The following is a 16,437-nucleotide window of genomic DNA, read 5'->3' as shown; positions in this document are numbered from 1 at the left end:
AATTGAAAATAGCATTATTTGTCATACAATAAGATTAACTGTTTTGGTGATAATTGTCGTTCACCAAGCAACATTTATAAATGGATGATTAAAGAGAGTATGACTATGTCTAAAAAAATTGCTTTTATTTCTGGTGCAACAGGCGGTATTGGTTTTCAAGTTGCAAAACGTCTTGGTACTGATGGCTACACTGTCGTTCTTAACGGTATTGAAGATGACAAAGGCGCTGAGCGCGTAGCTGAATTAAAAGAACTAGGCATTGAAGCTGAGTACTATGGTTTTGATGTAACCGATGATAAAGCGGTTACTGAAAATATTACTGCAATTGGTGAAAAATACGGCAAACTTGACGTTGTTGTTAACAATGCTGGTGGCCTTGGTGGTCGTAGTCCAATGGAAGAAATGACAACTGATTTCTACCGTTTTGTTATGGCACTTAACCTTGATAGCGCATTCTTTGTTTCTCGTGCGGCAATTCCGTTCTTGAAGAAAGCAGAAGGCGGTTCAATCATCAACTTCACTTCAAATGCTGGTTGGAATGCTGGTGGCCCTGGTGCTGGTATCTACGGTGTTTCTAAAGGCGCGGTTCATACTTTAACTCGCGCACTGGCTAAAGAGCTTGCTCCTGCTGGTATTCGTGTCAATGCAGTTTCTCCAGGTACTATTGATACGCCATTCCATGCTCAAATTAAAGCCACTAAGCCAGAAGTTTTCGCTTCTTGGAAAGACAGCATTATGCTTGGTCGTTTAGGCCAGCCTGAAGAAGTAGCTTCTGTTATTTCATTCCTAGTAAGCGAAGATGCATCATTCATTACTGCTGAAACTGTTCAAATTGGCGGTGGTCAAGCGTTGGGTATTTAATCTGGTAGACACCCGCCCAAATAATGAAATAAGCCCCAGCAGGCAGTATGAACTGACCCCCAATAGTTGGACACCAACATTGGGGGTTATTTATGTCTAGATATATCAGAAAATTAAAGCCCGTATATAACGATGTGTTGATGGTGAACATTCAAGATCTCTTAGAAAGGGGCTTCTACTAATTATGCAAAACCTCTTTAACGAATGCTTTGATTTCATCATTTTGGCAGTTGTCAAAGAAACATTGTTGGAAGCGCTCACCGGTTACGGCAGTTTTCACCAATTCTGGATCGATAGCACGTAATGTATCGAGGTATTTTTCTTTGTAAACTGCAGCTTTCACTTCATTTAGAATAGCGGCGTTACGAACTTGAGGTTCTTTACGCTCTACCGGGTAGCCTTCGCCACGTGGGCCCATAAATGCTTTTTCAAAGATATAACGAGCATTAAGCTCAGCAGCCCAACCAAAGTTTTTCGCGAATGCTAAGGCAAGTGCATTACCATTGTTGATTTGGTTGAATAGGAAAGCATCTGATGGATCTAGACAGTAACCACAAACCACGCCTGGATGTAGGTTAAGTGACATCATTGCTCCTTGACCAGTACCACAACCGGCAATAACAAAATCAACCGCTTTCGAGTTAAGTAGGATGCTAGCTTGAATACCAAGGTGAATATACGTTAAGTGATGATCATTTTCATCTCTCATTCCTACGTTAGCGACCGTGTGTCCGAGAGGCTCAACAACACTTGTTAGTTCGTTAAGAATAGTTGCGTTTTTGCCAGCTTGGCTGTTTTCCATCATTAGTGCGATTTTCATGGGGATTCTCCGATAGGAACTGAGTAAATTATTTTAATGTTATTAACGAGCTAACCAACCTCCATCAACAGCAACCGTATAGCCATTGATGTAATTTGCAGCATCAGATGCTAAAAATACACAAGGCCCAGCTATATCTTCTGGCTTGCCCCAGCGATTCGCGGGAATACGCTCAAGAATAGCGGTATTGCGTTTTTCGTCGTCACGTAGCGCAGCAGTATTGTTAGTGGCCATGTAGCCTGGGGCAATTGCGTTTACATTGATGTTGTATTTTGCCCATTCATTTGCCATTGCACGTGTAATTCCCATAAGTGCACTTTTGGAAGCAGTATAAGAAGGTACTCGGATACCACCTTGAAAAGACAGCATAGAAGCGATGTTGATAATCTTGCCACCGGTACCTTGAGTTATAAACTGCTTAGCAACTGCTTGAGACATAAAGAAGGCTGTTTTAGAATTGACGCTCATAACGTCATCCCAATTTTGCTCTGAGAACTCGATAGCATCTTCACGACGAATGATTCCCGCATTGTTAACTAAAATGTCAATTTTTCCGAATTCAGCAAGTGCTTTTTCAATAATTTTGGGAATGCCATCTTGTTTTAGAAGATCCGCTCGGATATCAAGGAAAATATGGTTACCGTCGTTCATTAGATCGATTGTTTTTTCTGGCGCACTACGATTGACACCAACTATATTGCAACCAGCTTGTGCTAGACCTAACGCGATAGCTTGACCTAAACCAGTATTCGATCCGGTTACAATAGCGACTTTACCTTCCAGGTTAAATGCATTCAGAATCATAATTATTTCCTATATTGTGGATTTATCTATTTCGTTTCTTACAATTGGTTTTGATGAAAACCGTAAAGTAAATTATGTGGCTATGTTTCAAAACGCTTGTAAGAATATTTTGGAGTAATTAGGGTATCACAGATATCCTAGTTCTTTATCTGTAGTGGTGACAAGGTCAGTTTGGTGGACACTCGTTAAATATTTTTCTATTTAAATTTAACTGTTTAATAATGGAAGATATTTTCTATAAACTTCGCTAGAATGGCAGGAATTATGAACAATGTATTTTAGTTAACTATAATTTGGCTTAAACGACTGGTTTGTTAACAATTTCATCTAGTGTGAAAGGGAATGTAATATGAGAAAAATTTACTTAGCTTTAGCTATTGCAGGGGTACTTGCCGGATGTTCTTCTAACTCGGATAAAGCACCTGTCAATACTACGCCAGTGCCGGCTATGGGAAAAGTGGCTGATGGTGCATTTACTCGTTTTGCTTTAAATGGTAACAGCAGTGGTGCTTGGTTAGTGCATGCTAAGCCAGATCTAGGTTTAGGGGCGGTTGAAGCGACGAATATTACTGCTTCTGGTGATCCAGGTTCTCTTCGTTTATTTTATCCTTCAATCAATGAAACCTCAACGTTACAAGCAGGACCTGGTGTAAGCCAAATTATTCCAAATATTGAACCAGACACCGAGTATCTTTTGACGGTTTACTACCGTGATGAGAAAGGCGATGAGTCGCCAAACGTACTTGAGTTGGGTGTTAAAGATATGGGGGTTGGTTCTTTAGCTGGTAACATCGTAAGAACGAAGACATTTACGAATGATGATATCGACTCTGATGGTGATGATACGAATGATTTCCGTAAAGTGGAATTAGCCTTTAATTCTGGCAGTAATACAACGCTGGAAGTTTATGCGCTTACTCATCTAAGCAGCACTGAAAACATCGATATGAATGGCGATGTTGCTCTTCAAACAGAAGTGTTTATTGATGATGTCGTTTTAAAAGCTGATGATTAATTGCGCTTAATATCTAAAGCTTTAATCATGAAAATCTAAAACTCCCTGATATTTTTATCAGGGAGTTTTATTTTTACTGCTATTTGTTAGATTTTTAATTACTTTTTAACTCTAGCTTATCGGTGATAAATCCTTGGAAACATTGAATATCAAGTTCAGCTAATTGTTCAATTTGCTTTAAACTTTCTACATGAGTTGCAATCATGCCAACCTCTAAACTTTTTGCGATACGAGTCATGGAGGCTAGAACATCATAGTTAGCCGGATCATCTAATTGGTTGGTATATGAAAAATCCAATTTGACATAGGTCGGCTGAACTTGATGTAGATAATCGATAGCGCTGAAACTATGACCGAAGTTATCAATACCAAATTTGAACGAATGTTGAACTAGTAATTGAGTAATGACTTTGGTTTTTTCAAGATGCCTAGTGAAGCAAATTTCCGGAAATTCAAATACTAAGGTATCACTAAGGTGAGGATTAGCTTTTAGCATTTGAGTTAAGAAAACAACGAATTGGCCATTATGGAGACTATCTTTACTGATATTAACCGTAATAGGTGACTTACTTGGGTTAGAAGCCAATTGTTCACTTACAAGTTTTAATACATGATTGTCGAATTGATAGGCCACATCACTATCTTCTAATGCTGTAATAAAATGATTGGCTGTATATATAATATTGTCGACTTCAAGATAAGCAAAGGCCTCGTAGTGCAAGATAACTTGCTCTTTATTAATAGCAGGTTGAAGTCGAATTTTTACCTGCTGATTTTTAATTCCTTGTTTAACAAAGTCCTGCCATTCAATTTTGCCCTTTGTAAATTCAGGTAAGATGGCATCTTTATTGAATAAGAAGGTTTGTAAACCACTTTGTTGTCGAGCTTGGGTTAATGCATTATCAAGTTGGGTAAAAACGGTTTTCATATCGGTTTGATCGTGCAAAATCATCATACCGATGGATGCCGAACTGTGATTTATTGAGCCACTTGGCAGCCATTCATTAGTTAGGTTGAGCGCCATTTCAGATACTTGTTGTAAGTATTCATAATTGCAATGAGGGACGAGTAAAATAAACTCAGAGCGACTAAAACGAGAAAAAGTACTTCTTTCATCAACAAGTGAATTCAACTTCTGAGCAAGTTTTTTAACCATACTATCGGCTTTATCAAATTCTTTGTTTTTATACGCATCTTCTATTACATCGACTTTCATTAACCACAAACCACAGTGATCATGAGTGCTAGAAGTTAGCCATGGCTCAAGTTTAGTGATGAAAAATTCACGATTACTTAACTCAGTAACTGGATCTTGATAAGCTCGCATACGCAGGCGTTTTAATTCATCTGCAGACTGCAAATAATGAGACTCAATGTGTTTACTCATGTAATTAATCGCTTGTATCACATCTGATAGTTCACGAGTATTTACTTGAGGAATCGGGTCTCCAAACTTATGTAAACTAATCTCGTTAGCTCTTTTTTGTATTTTTTTCAATGGTTTGAACATTACTCTAAGTATGATAATCATCGAAATTGCAGCGAGTAATGAATTAATGATAAATGCGGTGAGCAAGCGTAAAGTCAGCGCCCATAGTTGGTCATAAGCTGTTGCCGTATTATTTGTGACGGTTAAGGTTGCTGCTTGCATCCAACCATCCATTAATACGCGAGATTCTGTTAGCTCTTCAAAAGGTGCGATTTGTTGAAACCATTCTGGTGAGTCAGATTGTTGGTTGAGAGTTTTACGTTGAATTTGGCTATTGTTATCATTTATTTTAAGTGTGATAGAGCCGTAGAACCCACTATCGAAAGAGGCATTAATGACGGACTCTAATCCCACTTTATCTTTGTTATGAATGAATGGTGTTAGCGCAATATTTAATGCACTGATCATGTTCGTCATCTCAATCTTTTGCTGAGTTTTCAGGTAAGTATGGCTAGAGTGGAGTAGTAGGCCAAAAACCGATGTCGTCAATATTAAGAAGGTTATTGATAACCAAATTTGAAATTTATTATATAGACTCATAGCATCATTGATCCAAGTTTATAATAGGGTGATGAGTGTCATGCTGGCTTCGCTTACGTAATTTTTGCCACATACTTAAGTTAGAGACATTACCGGCCGGTACTGATTGGCTTCCGGTTACGCCTCCCTTTGTGATCCATAAGTTGGTTGCGTTAAAACTATAGACAGGAACGAGATCGCTTCTTTGACTGGCTGGTTTTATCTCGCCATCAATGTTATCTAAAATTAAAGGCATTGAACTTGGTGTTTCATAATAGGCAAGGACCATATGAAATTGGTTTAATGTCAGCGATTTTACATAGATTAAGCGCAATTTTTCATCATCTACCCCTAATTCTCGCAGGGTATAATATTTGGCGATACTAAAATCTTCACAATCACCACCGCCGGCATTAAGAAATTGTACCGGTGTTGCCCAATAATCGTCTTCACCCCATAATTTTATATCATCAATAAACACTAGTTGATTAAAAAAGTTATTTACTTCGGATAACTGGAGGGGTAGGGATTGATTCTGTAAGTGATGGGTGAGCTCTAACCATGCTTTTATTCGTAAGCCAGCACGTTGTCCAAAATGCTCATGACTGAAGGTGATGATTTTTTGCTCAACATCAGTGAGAGCCGAAGCCCTCACTGAAATGATTAACAAAATGAAGAAAAGACACGCGGTAAGTGAAAAAGAGAGAAAAGCGCTCTTAGTCTTTACGTTGGTCATAGATAGTCCAGCTTTCTACCACGCTGCTATCCATCCCTACCACTGAGGCGGTAACACGACGGCTTAATGTCATAGTTTCTTCTCTCGATGTTGCTTGAATTGGATCACTGTCACCGTAACCTACGGTTTGAATGCGCTTAGGGCTGACGCCGGCAGCAACCAAGGCTTTATAGACATTCGCTGCTCTATGTATAGAGAGATATTTGTTGTGCTCTGCTGGGCCTACTGGGCTAGCATAACCGTTAAGGACAATATGAGTTTGTGGATATTTGTCCAAGAAGCTACTCATACTTTTAATGTGCTTATCGTAAGCGGCAGGAATGACGGTTGAGTCATTAGCAAATAAAATGTGTAGTTTATTTTCTTCTTCTGAATGGACAACTGTAGGACAACCATTGTTATCAATCACGGCATTTTTACGAGTATTAGCACATAAATCGCGTGCGTTAATCACACCGTCATTATCAGAATCGCTCAGGTCTTTTGAATGAAAGGCGATTGGCGGTGGATCAGATTCTAGGTTTGAACATGCACCCAAGAGTAAAACCAATAAAGAAAGAGTCAATGCTTTCATAATATTTCCTTATTTAGACGAACGAGCCCATTCATCAGGGATGGCAACACGTAATTCATTCAGAAGTAAGCCTGTTGAATTCAATAAGCGATAATCGGCAACAATGCCAGAATAATGCGCGGCTAAATAAGCCTTACGAGATTCAAATAATTCATTCTCGGTGTTTAATAAATCCAATAAGGTTCGTTTACCGATTTTGTATTGCTTTTCATAGGCAATGATGGTTTTTGCTGCAGAATCTACGTGCTGTTGAAGGAATTTTTCTTGCGATCCTGCCAGTTCTTTCGCACTCCATGATAAGCGAGTACTTTCTTCTAATAGGCGGTAGGCGTTATCACGAATGTTTTTTGCTTTGCTTATTTGGCTAGCAGCTGAACGGCTGTCTGCCGCATCACTACCACCATTGTATAGGTTGTAGTTCATTTTTAGCATTACTTTGAGTTCATCTGTGTCACCATCTGATGCGTCTAGCTCATCACCATATTTTTGTGAACCTTCTACAGTAAATGTTGGTAACATCGTGCCTTTAGTTTGTTCGTATTGATATTGAGCTGCTTGTACATCATGGTAAGCCAAATACATCGTTGGGTTATTGGCTTTAGCTTTTTCAAGAGCATCATTTAACGACTTAGCTACGTAAGTCTCATCAATTTTAGGTTTTCTTAAATCTTGAGGATAAGAGCCAACCACTTTTACAAATGCCGTAATTTTGTCATTAAGGTTACTTTGAGCGGAAAGCAGGTTGGTATTGGCCTTTGCTACACGACCCTCAACCTGAATGAGATCAGCAGTTGAACTTAAACCTGAATCAGTACGTCTTTTGATATCACGATAGATGCGCATATGCACATCATGGTTGGCTTGGGATAAGGTAACCACTTCTTGAGCTTGAATGACATCGATATAAGCTTCAACCGTAGATAGTGCCATATCCTGAGCATCGGCAAGCAGTTGGTAACGTTGAGATTCAGCTTCAGCTTTTGTTCTTTTAATATCGTTATAGGTGCTAGAACCATCCCAAATTAATTGGCGGATACTAATTTGAGCGTAACGAGGGTTATATTCGCCTTGAGAGCCAGCGCTATTGTCATAATCTTCATAGCCTACACCAGCTTCAAGATCGACAGATGGTAAGTATTTACCTGTTGATGCTCGGCTTGTTTCTTTTTGGCTGATAAATTCATTGTAGGTTGACTGGATGTTTGGGTTCGTTGCTAATGCCGTTGCAATCGCTTGCTCAAGAGATTGCGCGAAAGTTGGCAGAGCGATTAATTGGCAACCAAGGAAAACGGTTAATTTATTTATCTTTGGAGTTTTTATCATCATCATCCTCTTAATGCTAAATAATTAAGCGCTAAGGAAAGGGTTACATAAAGCCGAAAACGGACAAAATTTTTATTCACACGATCTTACAGGGTATTTATAACAAATTATATACCGTTTAACTGAGTGATGGTGTTAAATATATCAATTTAAACGCATGATTTTGTTTGAATCTTATCAGTCTAGACGAAATCATGCGAATAAATTAGTTGTATATTTGTTAAATAGGTCTTGTTTGAACCGTAGTCTTTTTCTGAACCGTTGCCGTTGTGTGTCTGGAAGCCGCGCTTGATGTCGGTTTAACATCAATATTGCCTGGTGTTTTTGGTTTCGCAGCGCTTGACTCCTGTTCGGAAGTTGAAGGTGCGTTATTACCTGTTTGAGCTGCTGCTCTTTTAGCAGTAGCTGGTGCTGGTTTTTGTGACTTCCCAGAGCGGAGCGCTTGCAAAACTTTATCTCGAGGGCCATCGGCAATAATTTGGCCTTGTTCCATTACTATTAAACGGTCTACTAAGTCTAGCATGCTTGTTTTATGAGTAATTAAGAGCAGTGTCTCATCTTTACTAAAGTTACGTAATTGTCGCTTGATGAACATTTCAGTGCGATTGTCCATACTACTGGTTGGCTCATCCATGATCATAACGGGTGGCTTACCTAATAGTGCACGAGCAATCGCAATTGCTTGACGCTGACCACCAGATAACGCAGCACCACCTTCACCTACTTGTTTTTCTAAGCCAGCACTGTCTTTTTGCGTAAAGCTTGTTACGCCTGCCCGCTCAGCGGCAAGAATAATATCTTTATCACTAGCAAGAGGGCGGCCAAGTGCTATGTTGTCTCGGATGCTACCGTAAAACAAAGTGATATCTTGTGGTACACAACCTAGATTACGGCGAATATCAATCTGATGTAACTGTTTAATATCAGTATCATCAATTAAAACCGTGCCTGAAGTCGGCTGGTATAATCCCATCAATATACGCTCTAGTGTCGTTTTACCTGAACCGATACGACCGATAATACCTACGCGCTCACCTGGATTAATTGTTAGATTGATATTTTTCAACGAAGGCGAGGTTGCGTTCGGGTAGGTGAAGTTTACATTATCAAACTGGATCTTGCCTTTGATAATAGGGCGGTGGATATAACGCTTACCAGATTCTTGTTCAGTTGGCATTTGCATTAAATTGTCGATAATACCCATCGCAGATTTTGCTTGGTTATAGCGCGTTGATAACATGGCGACTTGAATCATAGGACTAACGGCACGACCACTTAGCATGGTAGCGGCAATCAAACCACCCATGGTTAAATCACCATTGCCAATAAGATAAACACCGACAACGATCATGGCCACATTCAAAAATTGTTGAACAAAACCCGCAGCATTTTGTAATGAGTCTGTTAAACGGCGAGACTTCAGGCTCCAGTTTGCCATGTGGGCAACGGCTTCTTCCCAACGGTATTGATATTGGCTTTCTGCGCCGAACATTTTTAGTGTTTCTAGCCCTGATAAGCTTTCAACTAGATTTGAGTTTTTTTGCGAAGCAAGGCGAGAGCCCTCTTCAATGGTACGGCGTAGAGGCTTTTGTACCATAAAGCTGTATCCAATTAAAATTAGAACACCGATTAGTGGCACAATTGCAAGTGGGCCTGCAATGAGGAAAATCACTACCATAAAGAATACAGCAAAGGGTAGGTCGATTAAGGTAGTGATACTGGCTGAAGTGAAAAAATCACGAATTGATTCAAACTCTTGCATGTGTCTTGCAAAAGCGCCAACAGAAGGTGGTTTAGACTCTAGGCGTATTCCCATTACATGGCTAAAGATCTTAGAAGAGATCAGGATGTCTGATTTTTTCCCCGCAACATCTAAAAAGTAGCTGCGCATCATTTTCAAAATAAAATCAAAAATGAAGATGATGAAAACACCAACAGCTAATACCCAAAGTGAGTCGTAAGCTAGGTTAGGAACAATTTTGTCATATACCAAGCGTGAAAATAGTGGGGCGCTTACAGCAAAGATATTAATTAATATTGATGCAATGAACACGTCGCGGTAAATTTTACGTGACTGCCACATTGTGCTCCAAAACCAGTGGCCATCGTTATTTTTCAGAACTTCGGGTGAACGTTCGTCATAACGGAAGCTCTTTTTAACTAAAAACAGTTGGCCAGTGTATTGCTTATTTAGCTCTTCTAAATGAATCCATTCTGGAGTGCTGTCATCGTTTTGTGACAGAATGACTTCTGCTTCGTTTTTTTCGTAATCGACAGACAGGATAACGCATGCGTCACCATTTTTAAGTAATGCAACCACTGGTAAAAGTAATGGCGGTAAATCATTAAGCGGTAATTGTTCGAGTTTAGCATTCAAGCCAGCGGTTGCCGCAGCACGAGGAAACAAGTGTACTGTGAGTAAGCCATCTTTAAGTGGTAAACCTGCAACGAGTACGTCAGGTGAGTTTGCCTGGCCGTAATAACGACTGATATAAGCGAGTGAATTTAATAGCGGATCTTTTATTGTATTCATTATGCCTGACCTTCAGTGACATTATTAATTTGCTCAGTAACAAAACCTTGGAATCCACCAAGTTCGAGCTCGATCAGTTTGTTTTTTTGTTCCATTGTTTCTACGCGAGAAGCAATAGTCGTGATAGATAAATTGGTCGCAGTACGTGCAATGGAGAAAACAACATCTGCTTTTTCGTTATCATCTATCTGAGTTGTGTAGGCAAAATCCAGTTTTACATAAGCAGGGCGATAGGCATTGAGGTAGCCAATTGAGCCAAAGTTATGACCAAAGTTATCGATACCAAAACTATACTTGTGTGAAGAAATAATGTTACACAATAACTTAGTGTTATCCTGTTGTTTTATAAAACAAATCTCAGGAATCTCAAAGAGTACACGATCAGCGTATTCTGGGTTGGCTTCCATTTTTTGGTTTAGCCAGCGCATAAAGCCAGTATCATTAACACTGCTTTGAGTTAAATTAACCGCGATTGGGTATTTTGGATCGTAGATATCGATTTGTTCAAATACTGCATCAATGATGTGCATGTCGAAGTCTTGGCCTTTATCTAGGCTTTCAAGTGCACTTAGAAATTGACCTGCTGAGTATCGTGTATCGTCTTTTTGTATGGCTGCAAAAACTTCCTGATGCATCATTTGGTTATTGCTGTCGATGGCTTTTTGATAACTAAATGTAAATTGTTTATTTGCGATAGCTTCATCAACAATGGCTTTCCATTGTTGCTTACCAAAACTTGGTTGGTTTTCATGACTATCTGCAGGAACTAAGAATATTGGTTCTTCACGGTTAGCACGAGCTTGGACAAGCCCATTATCGGCACGAGCAAGTAATTCTGAAATACTATCGTTAGTATGTTTCATAACTAAAGCCACTGCTGCTTGAAGGGGGGCAACGTCAAGCGGATCATTTTGCAGTTCTGCAGCGCGATTCAGCATTGCACGGCCAAGCTCTAACATGTCTTCATCGGAAGTATTGGGTGCCAATAGCATAAACTCAGAATTGTTTAGACGAGCAATATTGAACTCATCAGAAGAAATTTCCATTAATGATGTAGCGAAACTACGAGTCAGATCATCACCTTGGGCATAACCTTCTTTTGAGTACACTTCATCCAGTTGGTCGACGTTGAGAAGGGCGATACCACCAGTGGCACCACTTTCAATCCAAGATTCAAGTTGAGTCATCATGTATTTTCGATTAGCAAGTCCAGATACTGGATCTTGGTATGCACGAACACGTAGCTTGTCTGCTTCTTCTGATTGTTGTTCAAAGTGTGCACGAAGTTGTTTGGTCATTTGATTAAACGCTGAAACGACATCGTTTAATTCTTGGTATTTAGAGGTTTCAAGCACTTCATCAAATTTATTGTTAGCAAGATTTTGAGCGCTAATTTGAATAACCTGTAATGGCATTAAAATTCGACGAAAGACTAGCGATAGCCCAGCAATTAGAATTACACCACAAAATGTTAGAGCAAAAAGAATAGATTTAGTGTTATTCCACAATTTTTCATAAACAAAAGTAGGGCGACTGATCACTTTTAGGTTGGCTAATGGCTGCCAATTAGAGGTGATTTGTACCGTTTTCTGTGCAGGTTCAATATTCGATAATGTTATAAACCAACCAGGTGCTGAATCTTTTGGCTCTTTGAAGTCAAAATTAATTGATTCACCAGATGTGATTGATACTAAAGTAGCTGATTGATAGTTATAGTTATCAAATATCTTTTTGATAATAGTCTGAGCTTCTTTTGTATCCTCGCCCTGCAAATAAGGTGAAAGAGCAAAAGTGGCAGCATCTAATGTGTCATTGAACTGAACTGCTTGCTGCTCGATTAAATCGTTACGCGTGTGCTGGAATTCAAGAGTAAATAACACTATGGATATAGCGATGAATGCTCCGCTACTCCAAGTTAATAACTGTTTATATAATGTCATATCATTTCTCATTTAATAATTATTTCAATAGACCAAGAGAGAGCGGATGATTTTTTGGGTGCAAACCAGCTTGCAGAAGTCATTATGACAACTCGATGATAGTTATTACTCTCTTAGTGCTGAATCAGTGGCTTTTAAAACTGGCTTCAATAAGTAACCCATTACTGTACGTTGGCCAGTAATGATATCGGCGGAAGCTGTCATACCCGGAATAATTGGTAGAGATGTTCCGTCTTTACTGGTTAACACACTTTCATGCGTTCGAATTTTAACTTGGTAGAAACTATTACCTTCGTCATCTTGTATAGTGTCTGCACTGATTGTTTCAACAGTACCGTCAAGACCACCGTAGGTAGAGAAATTGTAGGCAGTAAATTTAATTAACGCTGGTAATCCAGGGTGTAAGAAACCAATATCCTGAGGAGCAATTTTCGCTTCAATCAGTAACGTATCTTCTGTCGGTACGATTTCGATTAGATCCATACCTGGTTGGATAACACCACCGATAGTATTGATATAAATCTTTTGAATAGTACCAGTAACAGGAGAAGTGACGACGGTACGGTTTACTTTATCTTGCAAGCCAACTTGAGATTCACTTTGGCTAGATAATTGAGCACTAACCTTATTCAATTCATTTTGGTTGTCACTACGATAGTTCAAAGCAATATCTAGGTATTTTAATATAGCTTCATGAACAGCTGACTCTGCTACAGGGATCTGCATTTTAGTTGAAGTCAGATCACGGCGAGTATCGATAAGCTGGCGTCGTAATTTTAATAATTCAATTTCAGGAACCACGCCATCTTTTGCTAAAGGCTCTGTAATTTTAAATTCGTGATTTGCTACATTATAACTACTTTGTAGATTGCGATAACGAGATCGGTTTTCATCTAGTTCACGTTGCTTTTGTGTGACTTGTTGCCTTGCAACTGATAATTGGTTTTCTAGATTCGAGACGTTACCTTGATATTCATTCAATTGGCGAGCGACTAAGATAGGGTGTTTTTGGGCAAAATCTTTATCAAAAGAGGGAACAAGTGATTCATCAATAATAACGCTATCTTCCCAACTATTCATTTGCTTCGCTTTTTGCTTATCAATTTTAATTGCGGCAATTTGTGCTTTTAAGCGAAATTGATCCGCTTGCATATTGGCAATGTCAGAAGCTTTACCTTGAAAATCAGAGCGAGCTTGTGTGTCATCAATTAAAAGTAGGCGTTGGCCTTTTTTAACTGGTTGACCTTCACGAACAATGACTTGTTTAACAATGCCGCCTTCAAGGTTTTGTATCACTTGCATCTGAGTTGAGGGAATAACTCTACCGCTCCCTGTGGTTACTTTATCAAGTTTAGTCAGAGATGCCCAGGTGACAGCAATAATGAAAAAGGCCACGATTGTCCAGAGCATAATCTTGGTCGTATAGGTGGTGCTGAGCATTAGTGCTGACGATTTGTCATCGACGAAGTCGAGTTGTTCGGTTGTGAGTTTTTTTTTCATTGAATTACCAAGAGCAAGCGCAATTTGTTAACCATTAGATGGTATTAAGTTAATTTTATATTGATAACTAACTGTTTTTACCATTAATTTTGCAAGACAAATCATTGCGATGAATTGATGGTATTTGTTTCAGTATATCATATAGGAATTATGTTTTAAGTCACCTGTATTCATGGTTGAATTATTTCTTGAATTACTTGATTTTAAAACGATTCTTTCTACATCAAAGTATCACGTTTTATAGTGACTCAAGTGTGAACAAATTGAATGAAACTACAGTGAGTGATATAATTTAGAATAGTTTTATCTATATATTGCAAGGCTATAATTTGGCACTTTTCATTAATATGATGAAATATGTTTTTAGCTTTGTCTAAGCTTGTTATTGCTGGTTTAAAATCAAATTCCTATAAATATAAGATTGAGTGCTCTATGGAAAATCAAATTCCTTCTTCAAATGTCACCAACGTTAACGTTGAAAATGGTTCAGTTTTTGTCATTAAAGCTGGTCAGGGAGCAGTATTGGTTACCGGAAATTATCAATTGAAGCCTGATGAGGTTTTATTGGTGACTCCAGGGGCGAATGCAACTGTCTCGGGGCAAGGACAACAAGTACATATCCATGACTCTCAATCGACGGTTTCTATTGTGCCAAATGCAACCGGACCTGTGGTGACTACTTTGGGACCACAAGTTCAGATTAATGCTGAAAATGCACAAAATGCGAATTTTACTGAATCGGATATTGCGAATATCCAACGCTCAGTAATGAACCAGCAAGATCCTAGTCAAGATATTATGAATCTTGGTAATTCGGACGAACAAGATTCTAAATCAAATCAAACTGATGATATTGCAGCCATTCAACAAAGTATCTTGGCAGGACAAGATCCAACTCAAGAAGCAGAAGCACCAGCTGCAGGTCAAGCTGCGGGAAACACTGCTAATAACTCTTTCATATCTGTTGACTATAATTACGACGCTGTTTTAACTAAAGCTGGATACGATACTGAAGGTTTTGAGCGTGAATACCGTGATGAAGAAGATGAACGAGCTGTTCTTATTGCTGAAGGTGGTATAAATCTTGATGTTGAAGTTACTGAAGGGGATTTAGACAGTGGTGTCGGCTATCCAACCGAAAGCACGGCTTCTGTTGTCGTTGAAAAAGGGACTTATGCTCTTGACCCTGATTCGTTTTATATCCCTCAAGAAAGTGTAGATTCTTTACTTAGTGAATTAAATGCTGAGATCACATCTGGTGGTGAACCTGTTGAATTTAGTTACGATGCAGAAACCAATACTTTCACAGGTATGCAAGATGGTGAGATTGTCGTTTCGTTTGATGTCGACTTCATCGCGCTACCAAATGGTGATTTAACCGTTTCTATTACTACAATCGTTAACCAACCTATTGACCACATTTCAGGCGACACTGCGGGTATGGTGAGCAACCAAGGGGATGATATTCATATTGAATTCCCTGTTTCAGGTACGGATATCAACGGTAATGAAATCAAAGAGCCTATTAATGTTGGTATTGATGTCAATGATGGTGCCAATGAAGAATTTGGTACTGATCCTGGTACAGTCGTCAATGAGTCGGACGATCTTGATTCCATTACCCATGGCCAGGTACCACTTGATCTCGGTAGTGATGAAATAGCTACTATTGTTTTCGATCCAAATCAACCATCACTTGAAGGGTTAACCAGTAATGGTGAGCCAACTGAATATACCGTTGATGGTAATGTTTTAACGGTTACTGATATTAATGGTGAACCAGTTTTAACTGTTGAAGTTCAAACCGATGGTTCTTATACCGTTCAAGTGACAGGACCTCTTGATCAGGATGCAGATGATATAACAAATCTAGATTTAGGTATTACCGCGACAGATGATGACGGTGATACTGCCAACGGTACGATAGTTATCAAGATCGAAGATGGTGAAAATGCTGCGAATGTAAGTGACGAGGTCACTATCAATGAAGGTGATTTAGAAAATCCAAACGTGGGTAATGCCTATCCTGTACACGGGTCAAGCTCAGTCACCATAGTCTCTCCAGATGACAATATTGATCCGTCTAGCCTGCGCTTAAGTGAAGCGGGCAAAGCAGCCCTACAAAATGAGATGTCAGAAGTCACCATCAACGATGGCGATCCGGTCACCTTCAACATGACCACCGATGAAAATGGTGTGATCACCATCACTGGTGTGGATGGCGATGGTAACCCAGTCCTCGACATCACCATGACACCGACCATGAATGAAAATGGCGATGTCACCGTCGTGACGGATGTGAATCAATACCAACCACTCGATG

General features: G+C 39.3%; 12 protein-coding genes. 3 read left to right on the top strand and 9 right to left on the bottom strand.

Translation table 11 applies throughout. The features are described from left to right. Positions 1–105 precede the first annotated feature (105 nt). Positions 106–861, top strand: coding sequence for an SDR family NAD(P)-dependent oxidoreductase (locus QQJ93_RS11500; protein WP_089123631.1), 756 nt, complete (start codon positions 106–108; stop codon positions 859–861). Positions 862–1,039: 178 nt separating this feature from the next. Here the strand turns inward: QQJ93_RS11500 and QQJ93_RS11495 are convergent, their stop codons facing one another. After that, entirely contained in the window at positions 1,040–1,681 is a 642-nt protein-coding gene (locus QQJ93_RS11495) for an RpiB/LacA/LacB family sugar-phosphate isomerase (RefSeq protein ID WP_089123630.1), read from the bottom strand. Positions 1,682–1,723: 42 nt separating this feature from the next. Next, on the bottom strand, positions 1,724–2,485 hold the full coding sequence (kduD, locus tag QQJ93_RS11490) for a 2-dehydro-3-deoxy-D-gluconate 5-dehydrogenase KduD (RefSeq protein WP_089123629.1): 762 nt from the start codon (positions 2,483–2,485) through the stop codon (positions 1,724–1,726). Positions 2,486–2,834: 349 nt separating this feature from the next. Here kduD and QQJ93_RS11485 point away from each other — a divergent pair, with 349 nt between their 5' ends. Beyond that, complete coding sequence (locus QQJ93_RS11485; protein WP_089123628.1) at positions 2,835–3,500, top strand: hypothetical protein; 666 nt, start codon at positions 2,835–2,837, stop codon at positions 3,498–3,500. A 94-nt stretch (positions 3,501–3,594) separates the two neighbouring features. Here QQJ93_RS11485 and QQJ93_RS11480 read toward each other — a convergent pair whose 3' ends face one another. The 7 genes from QQJ93_RS11480 to QQJ93_RS11450 form a co-directional block, all read right to left on the bottom strand. Further along, the gene (locus QQJ93_RS11480; protein WP_089123627.1) at positions 3,595–5,529 is read right to left on the bottom strand and encodes a bifunctional diguanylate cyclase/phosphodiesterase; all 1,935 of its coding nucleotides are present in this window, start codon (positions 5,527–5,529) and stop codon (positions 3,595–3,597) included. Between the two features lie 4 nt (positions 5,530–5,533). Further along, complete coding sequence (locus QQJ93_RS11475) at positions 5,534–6,244, bottom strand: transglutaminase-like cysteine peptidase (RefSeq protein WP_089123626.1); 711 nt, start codon at positions 6,242–6,244, stop codon at positions 5,534–5,536. Further along, a complete protein-coding gene (locus QQJ93_RS11470) occupies positions 6,225–6,818 on the bottom strand; it encodes an OmpA family protein (protein WP_089123625.1) in 594 nt (197 codons plus the stop codon). Before QQJ93_RS11470 ends, QQJ93_RS11475 begins: the two co-directional genes overlap by 20 nt. Positions 6,819–6,827: 9 nt before the next feature. After that, on the bottom strand, positions 6,828–8,141 hold the full coding sequence (locus QQJ93_RS11465; protein WP_089124501.1) for a TolC family outer membrane protein: 1,314 nt from the start codon (positions 8,139–8,141) through the stop codon (positions 6,828–6,830). Positions 8,142–8,361: 220 nt separating this feature from the next. After that, on the bottom strand, positions 8,362–10,665 hold the full coding sequence (locus tag QQJ93_RS11460) for a type I secretion system permease/ATPase (RefSeq protein ID WP_089124500.1): 2,304 nt from the start codon (positions 10,663–10,665) through the stop codon (positions 8,362–8,364). 8 nt (positions 10,666–10,673) lie between these two features. Continuing rightward, entirely contained in the window at positions 10,674–12,614 is a 1,941-nt protein-coding gene (locus tag QQJ93_RS11455) for a bifunctional diguanylate cyclase/phosphodiesterase (RefSeq protein ID WP_160117519.1), read from the bottom strand. A gap of 105 nt (positions 12,615–12,719) precedes the next feature. Then, positions 12,720–14,114, bottom strand: a complete 1,395-nt coding sequence (locus QQJ93_RS11450) for an HlyD family type I secretion periplasmic adaptor subunit (RefSeq protein ID WP_089123623.1) — start codon at positions 14,112–14,114, stop codon at positions 12,720–12,722. 432 nt (positions 14,115–14,546) lie between these two features. On the opposite strand from QQJ93_RS11450, the gene QQJ93_RS11445 reads away from it, so the two are divergent. After that, a partial coding sequence (locus QQJ93_RS11445) for a retention module-containing protein (protein WP_284186091.1) occupies positions 14,547–16,437 on the top strand: 1,891 nt, incomplete at its 3' end.

The organism is Vibrio algivorus (assembly GCF_030161215.1).
GTDB lineage: Bacteria > Pseudomonadota > Gammaproteobacteria > Enterobacterales > Vibrionaceae > Vibrio > Vibrio algivorus.
This window is presented reverse-complemented; position numbering and strand designations above follow the sequence as displayed.

What these genes read in the sequence shown, in the direction of transcription:
- QQJ93_RS11480 (WP_089123627.1), bottom strand. Translation starts at nt 5,529, where the DNA reads ATGAGTCTATATAATAAATTTCAAATTTGGTTATCAATAACCTTCTTA.
- QQJ93_RS11465 (WP_089124501.1), bottom strand. Translation starts at nt 8,141, where the DNA reads ATGATAAAAACTCCAAAGATAAATAAATTAACCGTTTTCCTTGGTTGC.
- QQJ93_RS11450 (WP_089123623.1), bottom strand. Translation starts at nt 14,114, where the DNA reads ATGAAAAAAAAACTCACAACCGAACAACTCGACTTCGTCGATGACAAA.
- QQJ93_RS11500 (WP_089123631.1), top strand. Translation starts at nt 106, where the DNA reads ATGTCTAAAAAAATTGCTTTTATTTCTGGTGCAACAGGCGGTATTGGT.
- QQJ93_RS11470 (WP_089123625.1), bottom strand. Translation starts at nt 6,818, where the DNA reads ATGAAAGCATTGACTCTTTCTTTATTGGTTTTACTCTTGGGTGCATGT.
- kduD (WP_089123629.1), bottom strand. Translation starts at nt 2,485, where the DNA reads ATGATTCTGAATGCATTTAACCTGGAAGGTAAAGTCGCTATTGTAACC.
- QQJ93_RS11495 (WP_089123630.1), bottom strand. Translation starts at nt 1,681, where the DNA reads ATGAAAATCGCACTAATGATGGAAAACAGCCAAGCTGGCAAAAACGCA.
- QQJ93_RS11475 (WP_089123626.1), bottom strand. Translation starts at nt 6,244, where the DNA reads ATGACCAACGTAAAGACTAAGAGCGCTTTTCTCTCTTTTTCACTTACC.
- QQJ93_RS11455 (WP_160117519.1), bottom strand. Translation starts at nt 12,614, where the DNA reads ATGACATTATATAAACAGTTATTAACTTGGAGTAGCGGAGCATTCATC.
- QQJ93_RS11485 (WP_089123628.1), top strand. Translation starts at nt 2,835, where the DNA reads ATGAGAAAAATTTACTTAGCTTTAGCTATTGCAGGGGTACTTGCCGGA.